Source organism: Streptomyces sp. M-16 (genome assembly GCF_052114405.1).
Lineage (GTDB): Bacteria > Actinomycetota > Actinomycetes > Streptomycetales > Streptomycetaceae > Streptomyces.
Genome location: NZ_JBFRER010000018.1, coordinates 21985 through 38005, shown reverse-complemented (window position 1 = coordinate 38005; position 16021 = coordinate 21985). Strand labels below are relative to the sequence as shown.

Here is a 16021-nt window from a genome sequence, read left to right as displayed (position 1 = left end):
CCGCCGGACGCCGCGCGCGGAGCCCGCGCGAGGGGGGCGCCCCACCGCCAGGGGGGCGCCCCGCCCGGCCGCTCAGCCCAGGACGGCGAGCGCGTCGATCTCGATCAGCAGCCCGGCCGGCAGCCCCACGTACACCGTGGTGCGGGCGGCCGGGGCCTCCTTGAGGCCCTGCTCCTCGAAGTAGGTGTTGTAGATCCCGTTCATCTCGGCGAAGTGGGCGGTGTCGGTCAGGTAGACGCGGATCATCATCACGTCGTCCCAGCCCGCGCCGCCCGCCTCCAGCACGGAGCGGACGTTCTCCAGCGTCTGCAGGGTCTGCTCGCGCAGCGTCGGCCCGGCCGGCGTAGGCGGCTGCCCCTCGACGTGCGGGAGGAAGCCGACCTGGCCGGCGACCTGGAGGATGTTGCCCTTGCGCACGCCGTGCGAGAACCTCGCGGGCGGCGCGGTGTGGGTGTCGGGGGTGATGGCGGTCTTCTCGCTCACGGAAGGTCCTCGTCTTCTGGCTCTCGGTGCGGCTCCGGCGCGGTGCCGGAGTACTCCCGGCTGATGATGTCGGCAGTGCGGCGCACGAGGGGCAACAGCTCCAGCAGTTCTCCGGCGCCGGCCACCACCCCGGGAGCCGAGACCGACATCGCCGCGACCACCCGCCCGCCCGGCCCGCGCACCGGCGCGCCCACGCAGTTCAGGGCCTCCTCGTGCCCGCCCAGGTCGGCGGCCCAGCCCTGCTCCCGTACGAGGGCCAGCTCGGCGAGGAACGCCTCCGCGTCCGGGGTCGACCGGGAGGTGTAGCGCGGGTAGTCGATCCGCCCCGCGAGCGCGCGCCGGTCGTCCTCCGGCAGGTCGGCCAGGAGCAGCTTGGCGACGGCGGCGACGGTGAGGGGGACGGGGCGGCCGATGCGCGAGTACATCCGGACCGGGTAGCGGCTGTCGACCTTGTCGACGTAGACCACCTCGTCGTCCTGGTGCAGGGCGAGGTGGACGGTGTGCCCGGTGAGCCGGTTCAGCTCGACCAGGTGCGGATGGGCGACGTCGCGGACGTCGAGGTTCTCGACGGCCTCGGCGGCCAGCGCGAACAGGCGGGCCCCCAGCCGGTAGCGGCCGTCCGGCTGCCGGTAGGCGAGGCCGTGCGCCTGGAGGGTGCGCAGCAGGCGCAGGGCGGTGCTCTTGTGCACGCCGAGTCCGTCGGCCACCTCGCCGAGGCCCGCCGGTCCCTTCGCGAGCGCGGGCAGGATCCGCAGCGCCCGCTCCACCGACTGGCTCATGCCACGCCCCTCCCGTCCCGTCCGCTCGTCCGGTCCGCGGGCCTGTCCGTACGCCGGTCCGCGGGCCTGTCCGTACCCCGGTCCGCGGGCCTGTCCGTACCCCGGTCCGCGGGCCTGTCCGTACGCCGGTCCGCCCCGCTGCCCGCCGGTCCAGCCGGCCCGCTCCGGAACCGGGCGCCGTTGACCCGTCGTCATCCGGGATGTTAGACACCACAAGCACCACCCGCAACGCTCGTTGCGCATCACGCAACGGTACGAGGAGGCATCCGCATGGCCAGCGACGCAGTCCGACGGCTCGCCGACGAACCGGTCGACCACCGGTTCAAGGGGCTCCCCCCGGACGCCCAGAGCGCCGGCCTCACCGTCGGCGAACTCGCCGCCCAGGCCCGCGACCTGTACGACGGCGGATTCACCACCCCCGTCCTGACCCTGGACGCGGACGCCCTGGAGCACAACCTCACCGCCCTCGGCGAGTACGCCCGCCGCCACGACCTCGCCTTCGCGCCGCACGGCAAGACCTGCATGGCCCCGCAGCTCTTCGAGCGCCAGCTCGAACACGGCGCCTGGGGCATCACCGCCGCCGTCCCCCACCAGGCCCGCGTCTACCGCGCCTTCGGCATCCGGCGGATCTTCCTCGCCAACGAGCTCGTCGACCCCGCCGCCCTGCACTGGGTGGCCGCCGAACTCGCCGCCGACCCCGACTTCCGCTTCGTCTGCTACGTCGACTCCGTCCGCGGCGTCCAGCTCATGGACCGCGCCCTCCAGGGCCGCGGCGCCGTCCTCGACGTGGTCGTCGAACTCGGCGCTGGCGAGGGCGCCCGCACCGGCGCCCGTACCGACGACGACTGCCGCGCCGTCGCCGACGCCGTCGCCGCGACCACCACCCTGCGCCTGACCGGCATCGCCGGCTACGAGGCCGAGGTGCCGGGCGCCGACCCGGACTCCGTCCACGCCTACCTGCGCCGCCTCACCGGCCTCGCCGTCGAGTTCGACAAGGCCGGCCGGTTCGCCCCCGACCTGGAGGAGATCGTCGTCAGCGCGGGCGGCTCCGCCTGGTTCGACGCCGTCGCCGACGTCTTCGCCGCGATCCCGGAGCTCTCCCGGCCCGTGCTGCGGCTGCTGCGCTCCGGCGCGTACGTCTCCCACGACCACGGCTGGTACACCCGGCTGACCCCCTTCAACCGGGTACCCGAGGAGGGCGGACTGCGCCCCGCCTTCCGGCTGTGGACCCAGGTCGTCTCCCGCCCCTCCCCCACCCAGGCCTTCGTCAACGCCGGCAAGCGCGACATCGCCTACGACCTCGGCCTGCCCGACGCCGAACTGGTCCGCGACGCGCTCACCGGCGAGGAGCGGCCCGCCACCGGGATCCGCGTCGTCAAACTGTCCGACCAGCACGCCTGGCTGGAGACCGGTTCCGCCGACGACGTGCAGGTCGGCGACTGGGTGGCCCTCGGCATGTCGCACCCCTGCACCATCTTCGAGAAGTGGCCGCTGATCCCGCTGGTGCAGTCCGACGGCACCGTCACCGAATTCGTCCGCACCTTCTTCTGACCGTGGACCTCGTCATCCGCGGTGCCCTCGTCGCCGACGGCACCGGCGGGCCCGCGTACACCGCCGACGTCGCCGTCCACGAGGGACGCATCGCCGGGATCGGCCGGATCCCGGGCGGCGGACGGCGCACGATCGACGCCCGGGGGCTGGTCCTGGCCCCCGGGTTCGTCGACATGCACGCCCACAGCGACCTCGCGCTGCTGCGCGACCCGGACCACAGCGCGAAGGCCGCCCAGGGCGTCACCCTCGAAGTCCTGGGCCAGGACGGGCTCTCGTACGCCCCCGCCGACGAGCGGACCCTCACCGGGGTGCGCACCGCCATCGCCGGCTGGAACGGCACCGGCGAGGACGTCGACTTCGACTGGCACACCGTCGGCGGCTACCTCGACCGCCTCGACCACGGCTTCGGCGGCCGGGGCATCGCCGTGAACGCCGCCTACCTCGTCCCCCAGGGCACCGTCCGCGCGTACGCCCTCGGCTGGGACGACCGCCCCGCCACCCCCGCCGAACTCGACCGCATGCGTTCCCTCGTCGCCGAGGGACTGGAGCAGGGCGCCGTCGGCCTGTCCTCCGGACTCACCTACACCCCCGGCATGTACGCGTCCGGCTCCGAACTCACCGAACTGTGCCGGGTGGTGGCCCGCTACGGCGGCTACTACTGCCCGCACCACCGCTCGTACGGCCGCGGCGCCCTCGACGCCTACGCCGAGATGCTCGACCTGACCCGCGAGGCCGGCTGCGCCCTCCACCTCGCCCACGCCACCATGAACTTCGGCGAGAACGAGGGCCGGGCCGGAGAACTGCTGGACCTCCTCGACACCGCCCTCGCCCGGGGGGCCGACCTCACGCTCGACAGCTACCCGTACACCCCCGGCTGCACCACCCTCGTCGCCCTGCTCCCCGGCTGGGCCAACGAGGGCGGCCCCGAGGCGGTCCTGGCCCGGCTGCGCGACGACGCCACCGCCGACCGGATCCGCCACGCCATGGAAGCGGAGGGATCCGACGGCTGCCACGGGGTGCCCGTGGACTGGTCGGCGATCGAGGTCTCCGGGACCACCTCCGCGGCCCTCGCCGGCCACGTGGGCACCCGCCTGGACGGCTGGGACACCGCCCGGCGGCTCCTGCTGGCGGACCGGCTCGGCCCGACCGTCCTCCAGCACGTCGGCCACGAGGACAACGTCCGCACGATCATGCGCCACCGCACCCACACCGGCGGCTCCGACGGCATCCTGCACGGCGCGAAGCCCCACCCCCGCGCGTACGGCACCTTCCCGCACTACCTCGGCCGCTACGTCCGCGAACTCGGCGTGCTCTCCCTGGAGGAATGCGTCGCCCACCTCTCCGGCCGCCCCGCGGCACGGCTGCGCCTGCCCGACCGGGGCCTGGTGCGCGAGGGGTTCCGGGCCGACCTGGTCCTCTTCGACCCGGAGACGGTCGCGGCCGGATCCACCTTCGAGGCGCCGCGCGCGCTGCCGCACGGCATCCCGCACGTACTGATCGACGGCCTTCCCGTCATCCGCGACGGACGCCGTACGGACGTCCTGGCGGGCCGCTCCGTGCGCCGGACTCCCGTTCACCGACGGCCCATACGATGAACGCCATGGTCGCCGCCTTCGTCCTCCCCGCCCTCCTCTTCCTCGTGTTCTGCGTCAGCGCCTGGAAGGACCGCCGCCGCTTCCGCAACGCGGTCCTGCTGGGACTGACCTTCGCCTCCCTCTCGTTCGTCATGCTCCTCCAGCTGACGGCGCTGCCGCCGTGGGCCGCGCTGACCCTGTTCGTGCTCGTCTTCTTCGTGCCCGCGGTCGGCGTGCTGGCCCTCGGCGTCTTCCTGGTCCGCAACGGCATGACCATGGTCCGCAAGGAGGGGGGCCGGCCGGCCAACCTGCTGTCCCTGCTGGCGGGGCTCGGGATCTTCGGGATGATCGCCCTGCTGGTCACGGTCGCCTGGACCGGCTCCAAGACCCTCGCCGGCATCGCGGCGACCCTCACCCTCGTCGTCGGCTACGTCTCCTTCGTCTTCCTGTGCTTCTTCGGCTACGCCTTCCTCTACGGCCGCATCAAGGTGCGCGGCGACGTCGACCACGTGGTCATGCTGGGCTCCGGCCTGATCGGCGGCGAACGGGTGCCGCCCCTGCTGGCCTCGCGCCTGCGCAAGGRCCAGGAGATCTACGAGGCCCAGATCGCCCGGGGCGGCCGCCCGCCGGTGCTGCTCCCCTCGGGCGGCAAGGGCACCGACGAGAAGGTCGCCGAGGCGCGGGCGATGGCGGACTGGCTGATCGCCGAGGGGGTTCCGGCCGAGCACATCGTGCTGGAGGACCGGTCCACCACCACCGAGGAGAACATGCTGTTCTCCCGGCAGATCATGGAGGCGGCCGACCCGGGCTACCGGTGCGTGGTCGTCACCAACAACTTCCACGCCTTCCGCGCCGCGATGATGGCCCGCAAGGCCGGGGTCAACGGACAGGTGCTGGGCTCGCCGACCGCGCGGTACTTCCTGCCCAGCGCGACGCTGCGCGAGTTCGTCGCGGTGTTCTGGGAGCACAAGGCGGTCAACCTCTGGATCTGCGGACTGCTGACCGCCGTCGGCGCCGTGGCCACCCTCACCGCCGCCGGATCCGGGGCCTGATCCGGCGCCCGGCAGGGGGCCCGTGCGGCGCCCGGTCCGGGGCCCCGTGCGGCGTCCGGCGTCCCGAGGTGCGTTCATGGGGCCGGGGCCGGAGTATGGGGGCCTGAGGGGGCACGAGGAGGTACCGATGGACAGTGAAGCGGACCAGCAGCCCACCCGGTCGGACCGGCTCTTCACGGGCGGGGAGCGACCGTACGACCCCGAGGACCTGGTCATGGCGACCGGGCAGGACGTGACACCGGAGCGGGTCGAGAAGGCGCGCCAACTGATGGAGAAGGAGGGGCCGCAGGTCATCGAGCGCTATCTGCCCTAGCGGCCGCTCGAAGGCACTGCCGACGGTCCGGCCCGGGGCCTCACCCCGGGCCGTGGCGATGGCCCGGACCAGCGTCCCGCACTCGGCGACCTCGCAAGCTGGTCCCCGTCGTGATCGAGCGGGCGGCCGTGGTCGTACCGGGCTGACCGTGGTCATCCCGGGCCGGCCGGCCCCGGCGTCCGGCGGACGGGCCGCCCCCGTGCCCGGCCGGTGTGCCGCATCCGGAATCGACGGAGGTCGTTAGCCGTCCGGGGGCCGCGCCACGGAGGTCAGATGAACAGCGTCGTCGTCACCGTCGACTGGGACCGCCCCACGGACCCGCACCCCGGACCTCGCCGGGACCACGTCCGGACGTACGTCGCGAGCGGCGGCGCGGACGGCCACCTGTGGCACGGTGTCCCCACCCTGCTGCTCACCACCCTCGACCGGGCGACCGGCCGCACGGTCCGCACGCCGCTGATCTACGGGCGGGACGCCGGCCGCCACCTGGTCGTGGCCGTCGGCTCGGGCGGGCCGCGCCACCCCGCCTGGTACCGGAACCTCACCGCCCACCCGGAGGTCCGCCTCCAGGTGGGCGCCGACGTCTTCCCGGCCCGGGCGCGCACGGCGACGGCGCTGGAGCGGGAAACGTACTGGGAGGCCATGACGGCCCTGTGGCCGCCGTTCGACGACTACCGCGAGGCGTCCCGGCCACGGGAGGTCCCGCTGGTGATCATCGAGGCATGAGGCGCAGGCTGGGGCGCTCGGTGGTGAACTTCACCGAGCGGACCTTCATGTCGTCGGTGGCGCGCTGCCCCTTCGGCTGCAGGACCGACGTGGGGCTCTCCTCGTTGCAGTCGGCGCCGAGGTAGAGGACCACGTAGGCGTCGGTGGAGTTCTGCGGACCGTAGCCGGCCGGGGCCTCGTCGGACTCGATGCCGGAGAGGTTGACACAGGTGTCGTTGGCCGGGTTGCTGAGTGCGGCCTCGTGAACCTGGCCGTCCTCCGCCTGGTAGGTGTAGTGGAAGTCGCCCTCGGCGGCGAGGGCCGAGCCGGACATCGACAGGGTGATCGCGAGGGCGCCGAGGGTGGCGGCGACGGCGTTGCGGAGCTTCATGCGGGAAGTGATCCCTTCTCGAAGATGATCAAGTGGGACTGCGGAGCCGACCCTAGGAGGCCCGCGCGTGGCGAATCGATTCACCACGGGACGCCGATCCGGCGTGTCCGGCACGATCACCCCTTCGGCCGTCCAGGGCGGACGAGCCGTGCGGCCCGAACCCCCTGGCGATCAGCCACCCCGCGAACCCCAGCTCCCAGGCGAACACCGGGAGCGCGGCGAGGGAGCCGGGCACGGAGAGCTGCGCGTAGAGCCCGAACATCACGGCGACGGCCGAAGCGCAGATCAGCGGCCCCCCGACCAGCCCGAGCAGGGCCAGCGGGCGGGGCACGAGCCGCGCGCGGTAGGCCAGGGACGCGAGCAGGACGGTGTTCATCCCGAGGGCGATGTTCGGCCCGAGCAGGAACGTCCAGTCGTGGACGGCCACCAGCGCCGCGTCGGCCGCGGCACCCGCCGCGCCCCCTGAGTCCCGCCGCAGGGTGACGAGCCCCAGCACCGCGACGATCCCGACCGCGATGATGGCCGCCTCCAGCAGCCTCCCGCAGACGTACCCCAGCGCCACCCCCTCGCCGCGGCGCCGCAGCACGGGGAACAGCGCCGCCCCGGTCCCGGTCACCGCCGCCACCAGAACCACCTCGCACAGGGCCCCGAGCAGTGCCCTCGTGTCGGCGCCCTGCGCGAGCCGGCCGTCCGCCGCGCCCAGCAGCGGGCGGTACAGGGCGGCCCCCGCGATCGCGGCGACCTCGGTCAGCAGGAACAGCACCCCGGTGACCACCGCGGTTCTCCGGTCCGGACTCATCATCATCGGTCCCCCTCCTGGGTGTACGGCGTACACCTGGGGTCGACCATAGGTGTACGGCGTACACTCGTCAAGGCCGAACGAGGGAAGGGGCCCGGAATGACCCGGCAGGAAGCCACGCACCGCACCACGCAACGAACGCCCCTCAACAGGGAGCGCGTACTGCGGGCCGCCGTCGCGCTGGCCGACGGAACCGGCATCGACGCGCTCAGCATGCGCAGGCTCGCGCAGGAGCTCGACGTCGTACCGATGGCGCTCTACAAGCACGTGGCCAACAAGGAGGAACTGCTCGACGGCATGACCGACGCCGTCGTCGGCGAGATCGACCCGCCCGGCGCGGGCCCCGACTGGCGGCAGACCGTCCGCGCCCGGATCCTCTCGGCCCGGCGGGTCCTGCTGCGCCACCCCTGGGCGGCCCGGGTCATCGAGTCACGGACCGGGCCGACCCCGGCAGTGCTGGACTACCTGGACTCGATGGCCGGGATCTTCCGGGAGGGCGGTCTCTCCGCCGACCTCACGCACCACGTCATGCACGCCATGGGCAGCCGCCTGCTCGGCTTCAGCCAGGAACTGTTCACCACCTCGGGGCCCGCGGACCCCGAGGGCCCCGAGGCCCCGTCCGGCCCCCCGGACCCGGGACTGGCGGAGCGCTACCCGCGCATCGCGGAGCTGGCCGCGGCGGCCGCGCACGACGGGGGCTCCACCGTCGGGGGCGGCTGTGACGACCAGTTCGAGTTCGAGTTCGCCCTGGACCTCCTCCTCGACGGCTTCGAGAGGCTACGTGGCCAGGGCTGGACGTCCGCACGGTGAGCGCGGGTGCGGGTGGTGAGCGCGGGTGCGGGCGGCGGGGAGCGCGGGTGCGGGCGGCGGGGAGCTGCTCTAGCGTCGAAGGGGGAGGGAGGAACCCTCGCATCCGCTCGTTTTCGCCCTTCCTCCGCGCATCCGGGACACCCGGTTCCGCGGCCGCGCGATTCCGGAGAGCAGGTGCCTTCCATGCGCACGTCGACCCGTATCGCCGGCGTCCTCACCGGCCTCACCCTCACGCTCGGCGGCGCCGCCCTGGCCGCCCCCACCGCCCACGCGGACATCCCGGCCTGCACGAGCACGGTCGAGATGTCCGGCGTCGCGGTCACCGACGCCGTCAAGGCAGCGTGCACCCGTGGAGTGGTCAACGACCTGGCGGGGTGCGTGAACGGGCTGACCGCGGCCGGCGTCGCCGGCGGCGCCGCGAACGGCGCCTGCCGGCAGGCGGCCCACGAGCCGCGCTAGGCCGTCCCTTTCAGATCTTCCCGGTTGGGCCCGCGTCGTCCGGTGCGTTCCCGGGCGCCGCGGGCCGAGGACGCGGAACAGGCCCCTCGGGTGTGCCTTCTCAGGCCGGCCGCGAGCCCTCTTGGCCCAGCGGAGCAACCGGCACCGCCACCGCCACCGCCGTGTAGGTCCGGCCGTCGACGACGTACTCCCCGAGCGGGATCATCCCGAAGGCGTCGACGTGCACCTTCCAAGACGAGGCGTTCCCGGCTTCGATGAAGGCCACCAGCAGCTCGGCCCGCCCCACCGCCGCGTCGAGCGCCATCCCGAACAGCCCCCGGGCCACCCCGTGTCCGCGGAACGCGGCGTCGACCACGACCGGCCCGTACAGCAGCCACGGCACCTCGCCGAGCGGCCGCCCGTGCCAGTCCAAGCCGTCCTGCGCGTGCAGCAGTCCGAGCACCGCCGCCGGCGGGTCGCCCATGTCCCGGGCCACCGACAGCGCGAGCAGTCCGGCGAGCCGCCCCTGCCCGGCATCAGCGACCAACAGCTCCCGGTCCCGGGCCATCCCGTGCAGGGTCTCGACCCCGAAGGCCCCCTGCACGAAGCCCTGTTCGGCCCGCTGTTCCTCGGTCAGGGCGTCGTGGTGATTGGCGGCGAACAGCCCGGCCAGGGCCGACGCGTCGGCTTCTACGGCATATCGGTAGCGCATGCCCCGATGCTGCCACGGGGGTGCGAGTTGGGGTACGGGTACGGGTTCGGGGTGTTGGGTGGGGGTGTGACTGGCAGTCAACTCCGGTCGTAGACCGTCACCTCCACGTCCCTGGCGCACAGGGCGTCGGTGATCAGCGGTTCGATACGGGCCCACTTGCCGCCGGCGAGCCCGCAGCCTATCCGGGGCATGTGGACGCCGGCCCCCAGTTCGACGGCGTGGTCGGCCAGGGTGGCGAGACAGCGCGCGACGGCGTCGTAGCGGATCGGCGGCCCGTGGCTGCCGGTCCGGATCCCGCGCTGGCCGACCATGTTGGCCACCCACACGTCGGGCCGCACCCGCACCACCTGCACGGCCCCGAGCCCGAAGTCGTTCCCGCTCCTCCCCCGGTGCCAGGCCCGGAACGCGGCCTCCGGCTCGGGCCATCGCCGCGACACGGCGAGCACGAAGCCCTTGCCCCACCCGCCGATGTCGTTGCACACGTGCGCGATCAGCTTCGGCCCCTTGGCCTGCGGGCTCGTGGCGTCTCCGGCGATGATCCTGATCGGGTTCACGCCTCCCACATTAGGCGGCGGCACTGACAACCCTCACTGGATGCTCCAGATGCTCCAGCGGTGCTGGTCGCGGGCGTAGAGCTGCGCGACACCGATCACCGGGAGGGGATCATCCGGGTCATGGGAGGACCTTGTGCAGGGCGGGGGCTTGGCGTGCCGGTGGGGTCGGGGGTGGGCGGGGGTGGGCGGGGGTGGGCGGGTGCTCCCCCGGTCCGGGTCGGAAGAGTGCTGGGGGCGTCCCACCAGTCCATTGTCCTTCCGTGTCGGGAAGCCCCCAGGGAAACGGCCGGGAGGGAAGCAATGGCATGGGGGCGGGTCAGAGACCCTCGACCCCTCCCCGCCTGGGCAGACCCGAGATGCGGGCCCCCTCGTTCTGATTCCGGGCCGGGGGCCGCCAGACCACACCGAACGGCGACCGGAGCGGCCGGCGAGCCCCCCATGACGGCATGCGCGTCGGATCGCTACGCGCTTCTCCCGGCTTGGCGTCTGCGATCCGTCCGGTGTCGACCTGGTGGGCCGGGGCTTACGGAGCGAGGGCCTTCAGGAGGGCGCGCTCGCGCTCAGCGCTCAGGCCCGCCCGGCGCGGCCGGGCCAGGCCCGCTTCCCGCTCCCAGTGCAGGGTGTCCCTCAGCAGCTCGACCCGGGGGCGGTGGCGCAGGCCGGCCGCGACCGCCGCCGCTCCGCTGCGCGCGCTGAAGCCGGCCCACTCCCGGTCGGGCATCCACATGGCCAGCGATTCCGGCCCCATGAACCGCTCCACGCCCTGCGCGAGCAGCCAGTCGGGGTCGGCCTGCACGACCGGCCCGGTGTGCCCGCCCACCTCCCGGGACAGGGAAACCCACTCGGCGAAGGGCACGACCGGGCCTACCGCGTCGTACGTGCCGGTCGTCCCCTTCTCGGCGCTGTCCAGCAGCCACGCCACGAGGTCCCGGACGTCGATCGCCTGCGTCAGGAGGTCCGGGGAGTCCGGGACCAGCATGGGCGCCAGCGGGTCGCGGGCGGCGCGGGCCACCCAGTAGCCGGTGCGGCCGCTCCCGTCGCCGGGACCGCCGATCAGCCCGGCCCGCGCGATCAGCAGCCGATCCCCCACCGCGGCTGTGGAGGCCTTCTCGCAGGCCGCCTTCGCTTCCCCGTACACCTCACGGCCGGCCTCGGCCTGCTGGACCGCCGGAAGCAGCGTGGCCGACTCATCCGCGCCCAGCTGCCCGTGCTCGGCGTACGCGCTGACCGACGACACGTACGACCAGTGCCGGGCGCGGCCGCCGAGGGCCGCCAGCGCGCCGCGCACGAAGCCGGGTTGCCAGGACACTTCCACCACGGCGTCCCAGTCACGGCCCGCCAGGGCCTCGTACGCCGTGGGGTCGCGCCGGTCGGCGGCCACCAGACGCGCGCCCTCGGCCACCCCGCCGCTCTCCCCGCGGGCCAGGCACGTCACCTGGTGCCCCCGTCCGTGTGCCTGCCGCGAGATCTCGCGGCCCACCCATGCCGTTCCACCCAGTACCAAGATCTCCATCAGCCCACTGGACCACGGCTTGCGGGTCCGGGGCAGGCCCCTTCGCCCAGAGCGGAGCGGGGGTCTTGGGTCGTGGACGCGGATTGACGGAAAAGAGTCTTTAGGTAAGCCTTACCTTGTCACGACGCGGCAGACAGTGCCGTGGCCTTCCCTCGGAGTCAGCTCACATGTCGTCCCCTGCCGTCAGACTTCCCGCCCGTCCTGTCCGCCTGTTCGACTCGTGGTGGACGGTGGCGGCGGGCGCGGTGTGCGCGATGGTCGTACTGACGGCCGGCCTGTGGTTCTCGCTCCACATTCAGACCGACGGGACGCTGCATTCCGCCGCGCTCTTCGTGCACCTCGCCTCCCTCGTGCTCGGCTTCGGTGCGGTCCTGTCGCTCGACTACTACGGATTCCTCTGGGCCACCGGGCGCTGCACCCTCGCCGAGGTGATCGGTGCGACCGCGCGGCTGCACGTGCCCATCTGGGCCGGTCTCGGGGGCCTCGTCGCGAGCGGCATGATGCTGCACCCCGACGTGCACTCCCCACTGACCCTCACGAAGCTCGGGCTGGTCGCCGTACTCACCCTCAACGGACTCCAGGCGGGCCTGCTGGGCCGTCGGATGGAGGAAGCGACCCTGCCGGTCGGCGGTCGGCTCCTGCTCTGGGGCGGGGTGACCGCCCTCGTGTCGCAGGCCTGCTGGTGGGGCTCCGTGGTCATCGGCTTCCTCAACACCAACACCTGATTCAGCGCGGTGCGACCGCTTCCAGCTCGTCGACGGTGCCGGACATGATGACGCGGACGTGCTCGGTGATGTGCTCGACGGGCCAGTCCCACCAGGCCACCCGCAGGAGGCGGGCGACATCGGCACCGTCGTAGCGCGTGCGGATGAGGCGTGCGGGATTCCCGCCGACGATGCCGTAGTCGGGAACGTCGTCGACGACGACGGCGCCCGAGCCGATGACCGCCCCGTGACCGATGCGCACCCCGGGCATCACCATCGTGTCGTAGCCGAACCAGACGTCGTGGCCGACCACGGTGTCGCCCCGGCCGGGCAGTCCTGTGAGCAGGTCGAAGTGCGCGGCCCAGGACCCGCCCATGACGGGGAACGGGAACGTGGAGGGACCGTCCATCCGGTGATTGGCGCCGTTCATGATGAATCGGACCCCGGTGCCGAGGGCGCAGAACTTCCCGATCACCAGCTTCTCCGGCCCGTAGTGGTAGAGCACGTTGCGGGTCTCGAAGGCGGTCGGATCGTCCGGATCGTCGTAGTACGAGTACTCCCCGACCTCGATCAGCCCGGACGTCACGAGCGGCTTGAGCAGCACCACGCGCGGCTGGTCGGGAAACGGGTGCAACACCGTCGGATCCGCAGGCAATTGATTCATGGTGAGAGCACGTTAGTTGACGCTTATGCCCAGCCCCGGACGGATCGCAGACGCCAAGCCGGGAGAAGCGCGTAGCGATCCGACGTGCATGCCGTCATGGGGGGCTCGCCGGCCGCTCCGGTCGCCGTTCGGTGTGGTCTGGCGGCCCCCGGCCCGGAATCAGAACGAGGGGGCCCGCATCTCGGGTCTGCCCAGGCGGGGAGGGGTCGAGGGTCTCTGATCCGCCCCCATGCCATTGCTTCCCTCCCGGCCGTTTCCCTGGGGGCTTCCCGACAGTCTTTGGCATTCCGTGGCGGGACGGTCGGTCAAGGGTGGCCGAAGGCCATCGCGAAGCGACGCGACGAAGGAGCGCCCTTGAGGGACCGGCCCGACACGGAAGGACAGTGGACTGGTGGGACGCCCCCAGCACTCTTCCGACCCGGACCGGGGGAGCACCCGCCCACCCCCGACCCCACCCAGCACGCGAAGCCCCCCTAGCCCCCCGAGCCCCCCAGCAGCCGCCCCCAGCGCCTGCGCTCCGTGACCAGGCAGGTCGTCGCCAGGGCCGTCACGGTCACCGCCGCCCAGGCCGGCCAGGCCGCCCAGGCGGCCGCGACCGCCGCCACCAGCTGGAGCAGCACCAGGGCCACCGTCACCGCGCCCGGCACCGGAACGATCACCTGGGTCTTGTCGCCGGGCGTGGCGAAGAGGGTCGGCAGGCCGATCAGCACGACCACGGAGCCCGCCGCCGCCCAGGCCGACCAACCGGCCAGGGCCCAGGGGGTGGCCACCCAGGCGCAGAGCTCCGTGGCGAACCGGAACACGGACGCCGCGTCGGGCGCCCCGGCACCCCCGCGCCGCCCCTCAGGCACACCCCCGACCGCCCGTCCCCCGGCCCCTCCCCCGGACCCGCCCACCGCATCCCCCACGACTTCCACCCCTCCACTCGCACCACTCGCACCGGCCGTTCCGTCGGCCCTCGCACCCGCCGTCGCGTCAACCGCCCGACCCCGGCCGCAGCCCCACTAGAACCCGCCTCAAGTGACGAGCGCAACACCTGCGCCGCCCCCGGCCCGGCCCCCACTCATTCCGCAGGTCACGGAGGCGGCGCGCCGCCGTTTCAAAGGGTGGACCGGGCCACCACCCACCCATCGCGCGAAACGGGACATTTCCTTACACCACGTTCGGCCGAAATGACCAAGCGGGCGGCCGCGGGGGCCCGTAAGCTCCCGTCATGCAGGTGATCCAGTCAACGAAACTCGCCAATGTCTGCTACGAGATCCGCGGCCCCGTCCTCGAAGAGGCGATGCGGCTCGAAGCTGCAGGTCATCGCATCCTCAAGCTCAACACCGGCAACCCCGCGGCCTTCGGCTTCGAGTGCCCGCCGGAGATCCTTGAGGACATGCTCCGCAACCTGGGCAACGCCCACGGCTACGGGGACGCGAAGGGGCTGCTGTCGGCGCGCCGTGCGGTCATGCAGCACTACCAGACCAAGGGCATCGACCTGGACGTCGAGGACATCTACCTCGGCAACGGCGTCTCCGAGCTGATCCAGATGTCGATGCAGGCGCTGCTCGACGACGGCGACGAGGTGCTGGTCCCGGCCCCGGACTACCCGCTGTGGACCGCCTCCGTGAGCCTGGCCGGCGGCACCGCCGTGCACTACCGGTGCGACGAGCAGTCCGACTGGATGCCCGACCTCGCCGACATCGAGCGCAAGATCACCGACCGCACCCGCGCCATCGTGATCATCAACCCGAACAACCCGACCGGCGCCGTCTACGACGACGAGATGCTCCGCGGGCTGACGGACATCGCGCGCCGCCACAACCTGGTCGTCTGCTCCGACGAGATCTACGACCGGATCCTCTACGACGGCACCACCCACACCAACACCGCCGCGATCGCCCCCGACCTGCTGACGCTGACCTTCAACGGACTGTCGAAGAACTACCGCGTCGCGGGCTACCGGGCCGGCTGGATGGCCGTCTGCGGCCCGAAGAAGCACGCCGCCTCGTACATCGAGGGCCTGACGATCCTCGCCAACATGCGCCTGTGCGCGAACATGCCGTCCCAGCACGCCGTCGCCACCGCCCTCGGCGGCCGGCAGTCGATCAACGACCTGGTCCTGCCGGGCGGCCGGATCCTGGAACAGCGCAACGTCGCGTACGACCTGCTCACCCAGATCCCGGGCGTCACCTGCGTGAAGCCGAAGGGGGCGCTCTACGCCTTCCCGCGGCTCGACCCGTCCGTCTACAAGATCAAGGACGACCGGCAGATGGTCCTCGACCTGCTGCGAGCCGAAAAGATCATGGTCGTGCACGGCACGGGCTTCAACTGGCCCGAGCCCGACCACTTCCGCATCGTGACGCTGCCCAACGCGAAGGACCTCGCGGACGCGGTCACCCGGATCGGCAACTTCCTGGACGGATACAGCCAGCCGTAGAACAGCCGGCCGCGGGGGCCGGCCGCAGAGAGGCGGGGCGCCCCCGGCGGAGCACTCCCGGGGGCGTTCCAGCCACACTCCACCAGGATTCAACTCAACTTTAGACCGGTTCCAATGTAGGATGGTCTCCTGACCCAGCAGGAGGCCTCCTCATGTACGAGCCGATCCGCACGAAGCCGGTCGTCCGCCATCGCGAGGGCGGCCACCACGGCGCATCCGACTACCCGCGCCGCAGCCGTGGCGAGGAGCTGGACATCCAGCTCGCGGGACACCTGTCGGCCCTGCTCACCCTGACCGACGAGCTCGCGCTCGGCGAGGCCGCCGAGCAGATCGCCGCCCAGGTGACCCGTCTGCGCGGGGCCCGCCCCGCCCGCGCCGCCGGGGCCTCCGACGAGGACCCGGCGGTGCTGCACCGGCGCGCCCACGACCTCGCCGCCCGCGCCCTCCTCGTCGCCGCGTCCCGCGCCGACACCGCCGCCGCGATCCTCGCCGCCGAGCGCATGGACGCGCACGCCGCCGCCCTCGACTCCGTCGACCTGGCCGGCGCCCACTGA

The 16021-nt window shown here is 72.9% G+C and carries 19 protein-coding genes; 10 read left to right on the top strand and 9 right to left on the bottom strand.

Annotated features, from left to right (window positions below; genetic code table 11):
- Window positions 1-72 precede the first annotated feature (72 nt).
- Window positions 73-483, bottom strand: a complete 411-nt coding sequence (locus AB4039_RS11145; protein WP_030226332.1) for a RidA family protein — start codon at window positions 481-483, stop codon at window positions 73-75.
- Window positions 480-1262, bottom strand: coding sequence for an IclR family transcriptional regulator (locus AB4039_RS11140; protein WP_266841867.1), 783 nt, complete (start codon window positions 1260-1262; stop codon window positions 480-482). Before AB4039_RS11140 ends, AB4039_RS11145 begins: the two co-directional genes overlap by 4 nt.
- Before the next feature lie 270 nt (window positions 1263-1532).
- On the opposite strand from AB4039_RS11140, the gene AB4039_RS11135 reads away from it, so the two are divergent.
- The 5 genes from AB4039_RS11135 (at window position 1533) to AB4039_RS11115 (ending at window position 6478) form a co-directional block, all read left to right on the top strand.
- On the top strand, window positions 1533-2813 hold the full coding sequence (locus tag AB4039_RS11135) for an alanine racemase (RefSeq protein ID WP_442270604.1): 1281 nt from the start codon (window positions 1533-1535) through the stop codon (window positions 2811-2813).
- A 2-nt stretch (window positions 2814-2815) separates the two neighbouring features.
- Window positions 2816-4408, top strand: a complete 1593-nt coding sequence (locus AB4039_RS11130; protein ID WP_266841864.1) for a D-aminoacylase — start codon at window positions 2816-2818, stop codon at window positions 4406-4408.
- The gene (locus AB4039_RS11125) at window positions 4405-5439 is read left to right on the top strand and encodes a YdcF family protein (protein ID WP_442270603.1); all 1035 of its coding nucleotides are present in this window, start codon (window positions 4405-4407) and stop codon (window positions 5437-5439) included. Before AB4039_RS11130 ends, AB4039_RS11125 begins: the two co-directional genes overlap by 4 nt.
- Window positions 5440-5566: 127 nt before the next feature.
- Window positions 5567-5752 carry a hypothetical protein gene (locus tag AB4039_RS11120; RefSeq protein WP_030226344.1) on the top strand — a complete coding sequence of 62 codons (186 nt, stop codon included), beginning with the start codon at window positions 5567-5569 and terminating at the stop codon, window positions 5750-5752.
- 273 nt (window positions 5753-6025) lie between these two features.
- On the top strand, window positions 6026-6478 hold the full coding sequence (locus AB4039_RS11115) for a nitroreductase family deazaflavin-dependent oxidoreductase (protein ID WP_266841860.1): 453 nt from the start codon (window positions 6026-6028) through the stop codon (window positions 6476-6478).
- Here AB4039_RS11115 and AB4039_RS11110 read toward each other — a convergent pair.
- Both AB4039_RS11110 and AB4039_RS11105 read right to left on the bottom strand, forming a co-directional pair.
- Window positions 6465-6848: a hypothetical protein gene (locus AB4039_RS11110; RefSeq protein WP_442270602.1), complete on the bottom strand. Its 384-nt coding sequence runs from the start codon at window positions 6846-6848 to the stop codon at window positions 6465-6467. The genes AB4039_RS11115 and AB4039_RS11110 overlap by 14 nt on opposite strands.
- Before the next feature lie 52 nt (window positions 6849-6900).
- Window positions 6901-7653, bottom strand: a complete 753-nt coding sequence (locus AB4039_RS11105) for a DUF4386 domain-containing protein (RefSeq protein ID WP_442270601.1) — start codon at window positions 7651-7653, stop codon at window positions 6901-6903.
- A gap of 93 nt (window positions 7654-7746) precedes the next feature.
- On the opposite strand from AB4039_RS11105, the gene AB4039_RS11100 reads away from it, so the two are divergent.
- Both AB4039_RS11100 and AB4039_RS11095 read left to right on the top strand, forming a co-directional pair.
- Window positions 7747-8457, top strand: a complete 711-nt coding sequence (locus tag AB4039_RS11100) for a TetR/AcrR family transcriptional regulator (protein WP_442270600.1) — start codon at window positions 7747-7749, stop codon at window positions 8455-8457.
- A gap of 183 nt (window positions 8458-8640) precedes the next feature.
- Complete coding sequence (locus AB4039_RS11095; protein ID WP_442270599.1) at window positions 8641-8916, top strand: hypothetical protein; 276 nt, start codon at window positions 8641-8643, stop codon at window positions 8914-8916.
- Window positions 8917-9016: 100 nt separating this feature from the next.
- Here AB4039_RS11095 and AB4039_RS11090 read toward each other — a convergent pair whose 3' ends face one another.
- The 3 genes from AB4039_RS11090 to AB4039_RS11080 all read right to left on the bottom strand — a co-directional run bounded on the left by AB4039_RS11090 (window position 9017) and on the right by AB4039_RS11080 (window position 11674).
- On the bottom strand, window positions 9017-9607 hold the full coding sequence (locus AB4039_RS11090; protein WP_442270598.1) for a GNAT family N-acetyltransferase: 591 nt from the start codon (window positions 9605-9607) through the stop codon (window positions 9017-9019).
- Window positions 9608-9684: 77 nt separating this feature from the next.
- Window positions 9685-10161 carry a macro domain-containing protein gene (locus AB4039_RS11085; protein ID WP_442270597.1) on the bottom strand — a complete coding sequence of 159 codons (477 nt, stop codon included), beginning with the start codon at window positions 10159-10161 and terminating at the stop codon, window positions 9685-9687.
- A 523-nt stretch (window positions 10162-10684) separates the two neighbouring features.
- Window positions 10685-11674, bottom strand: a complete 990-nt coding sequence (locus tag AB4039_RS11080) for an NAD-dependent epimerase/dehydratase family protein (RefSeq protein WP_442270596.1) — start codon at window positions 11672-11674, stop codon at window positions 10685-10687.
- 167 nt (window positions 11675-11841) lie between these two features.
- Here AB4039_RS11080 and AB4039_RS11075 point away from each other — a divergent pair, with 167 nt between their 5' ends.
- Window positions 11842-12399 carry a hypothetical protein gene (locus tag AB4039_RS11075; RefSeq protein ID WP_266841424.1) on the top strand — a complete coding sequence of 186 codons (558 nt, stop codon included), beginning with the start codon at window positions 11842-11844 and terminating at the stop codon, window positions 12397-12399.
- 1 nt (window position 12400) lies between these two features.
- Here AB4039_RS11075 and AB4039_RS11070 read toward each other — a convergent pair whose 3' ends face one another.
- On the bottom strand, window positions 12401-13042 hold the full coding sequence (locus tag AB4039_RS11070; RefSeq protein WP_266841423.1) for a CatB-related O-acetyltransferase: 642 nt from the start codon (window positions 13040-13042) through the stop codon (window positions 12401-12403).
- A gap of 473 nt (window positions 13043-13515) precedes the next feature.
- On the bottom strand, window positions 13516-13845 hold the full coding sequence (locus AB4039_RS11065; protein WP_266841422.1) for a hypothetical protein: 330 nt from the start codon (window positions 13843-13845) through the stop codon (window positions 13516-13518).
- Between the two features lie 410 nt (window positions 13846-14255).
- Here AB4039_RS11065 and AB4039_RS11060 point away from each other — a divergent pair, with 410 nt between their 5' ends.
- Together AB4039_RS11060 and AB4039_RS11055 are read left to right on the top strand one after the other, a co-directional pair.
- Window positions 14256-15467, top strand: coding sequence for a pyridoxal phosphate-dependent aminotransferase (locus AB4039_RS11060; RefSeq protein WP_266841421.1), 1212 nt, complete (start codon window positions 14256-14258; stop codon window positions 15465-15467).
- Window positions 15468-15619: 152 nt separating this feature from the next.
- The gene (locus AB4039_RS11055) at window positions 15620-16021 is read left to right on the top strand and encodes an SCO4983 family protein (protein WP_266841420.1); all 402 of its coding nucleotides are present in this window, start codon (window positions 15620-15622) and stop codon (window positions 16019-16021) included.

What these genes read in the sequence shown, in the direction of transcription:
- AB4039_RS11140 (WP_266841867.1), bottom strand. Translation starts at nt 1,262, where the DNA reads ATGAGCCAGTCGGTGGAGCGGGCGCTGCGGATCCTGCCCGCGCTCGCG.
- AB4039_RS11135 (WP_442270604.1), top strand. Translation starts at nt 1,533, where the DNA reads ATGGCCAGCGACGCAGTCCGACGGCTCGCCGACGAACCGGTCGACCAC.
- AB4039_RS11120 (WP_030226344.1), top strand. Translation starts at nt 5,567, where the DNA reads ATGGACAGTGAAGCGGACCAGCAGCCCACCCGGTCGGACCGGCTCTTC.
- AB4039_RS11115 (WP_266841860.1), top strand. Translation starts at nt 6,026, where the DNA reads ATGAACAGCGTCGTCGTCACCGTCGACTGGGACCGCCCCACGGACCCG.
- AB4039_RS11110 (WP_442270602.1), bottom strand. Translation starts at nt 6,848, where the DNA reads ATGAAGCTCCGCAACGCCGTCGCCGCCACCCTCGGCGCCCTCGCGATC.
- AB4039_RS11105 (WP_442270601.1), bottom strand. Translation starts at nt 7,653, where the DNA reads ATGATGATGAGTCCGGACCGGAGAACCGCGGTGGTCACCGGGGTGCTG.
- AB4039_RS11100 (WP_442270600.1), top strand. Translation starts at nt 7,747, where the DNA reads ATGACCCGGCAGGAAGCCACGCACCGCACCACGCAACGAACGCCCCTC.
- AB4039_RS11095 (WP_442270599.1), top strand. Translation starts at nt 8,641, where the DNA reads ATGCGCACGTCGACCCGTATCGCCGGCGTCCTCACCGGCCTCACCCTC.
- AB4039_RS11090 (WP_442270598.1), bottom strand. Translation starts at nt 9,607, where the DNA reads ATGCGCTACCGATATGCCGTAGAAGCCGACGCGTCGGCCCTGGCCGGG.
- AB4039_RS11080 (WP_442270596.1), bottom strand. Translation starts at nt 11,674, where the DNA reads ATGGAGATCTTGGTACTGGGTGGAACGGCATGGGTGGGCCGCGAGATC.
- AB4039_RS11075 (WP_266841424.1), top strand. Translation starts at nt 11,842, where the DNA reads ATGTCGTCCCCTGCCGTCAGACTTCCCGCCCGTCCTGTCCGCCTGTTC.
- AB4039_RS11070 (WP_266841423.1), bottom strand. Translation starts at nt 13,042, where the DNA reads ATGAATCAATTGCCTGCGGATCCGACGGTGTTGCACCCGTTTCCCGAC.
- AB4039_RS11060 (WP_266841421.1), top strand. Translation starts at nt 14,256, where the DNA reads ATGCAGGTGATCCAGTCAACGAAACTCGCCAATGTCTGCTACGAGATC.
- AB4039_RS11055 (WP_266841420.1), top strand. Translation starts at nt 15,620, where the DNA reads ATGTACGAGCCGATCCGCACGAAGCCGGTCGTCCGCCATCGCGAGGGC.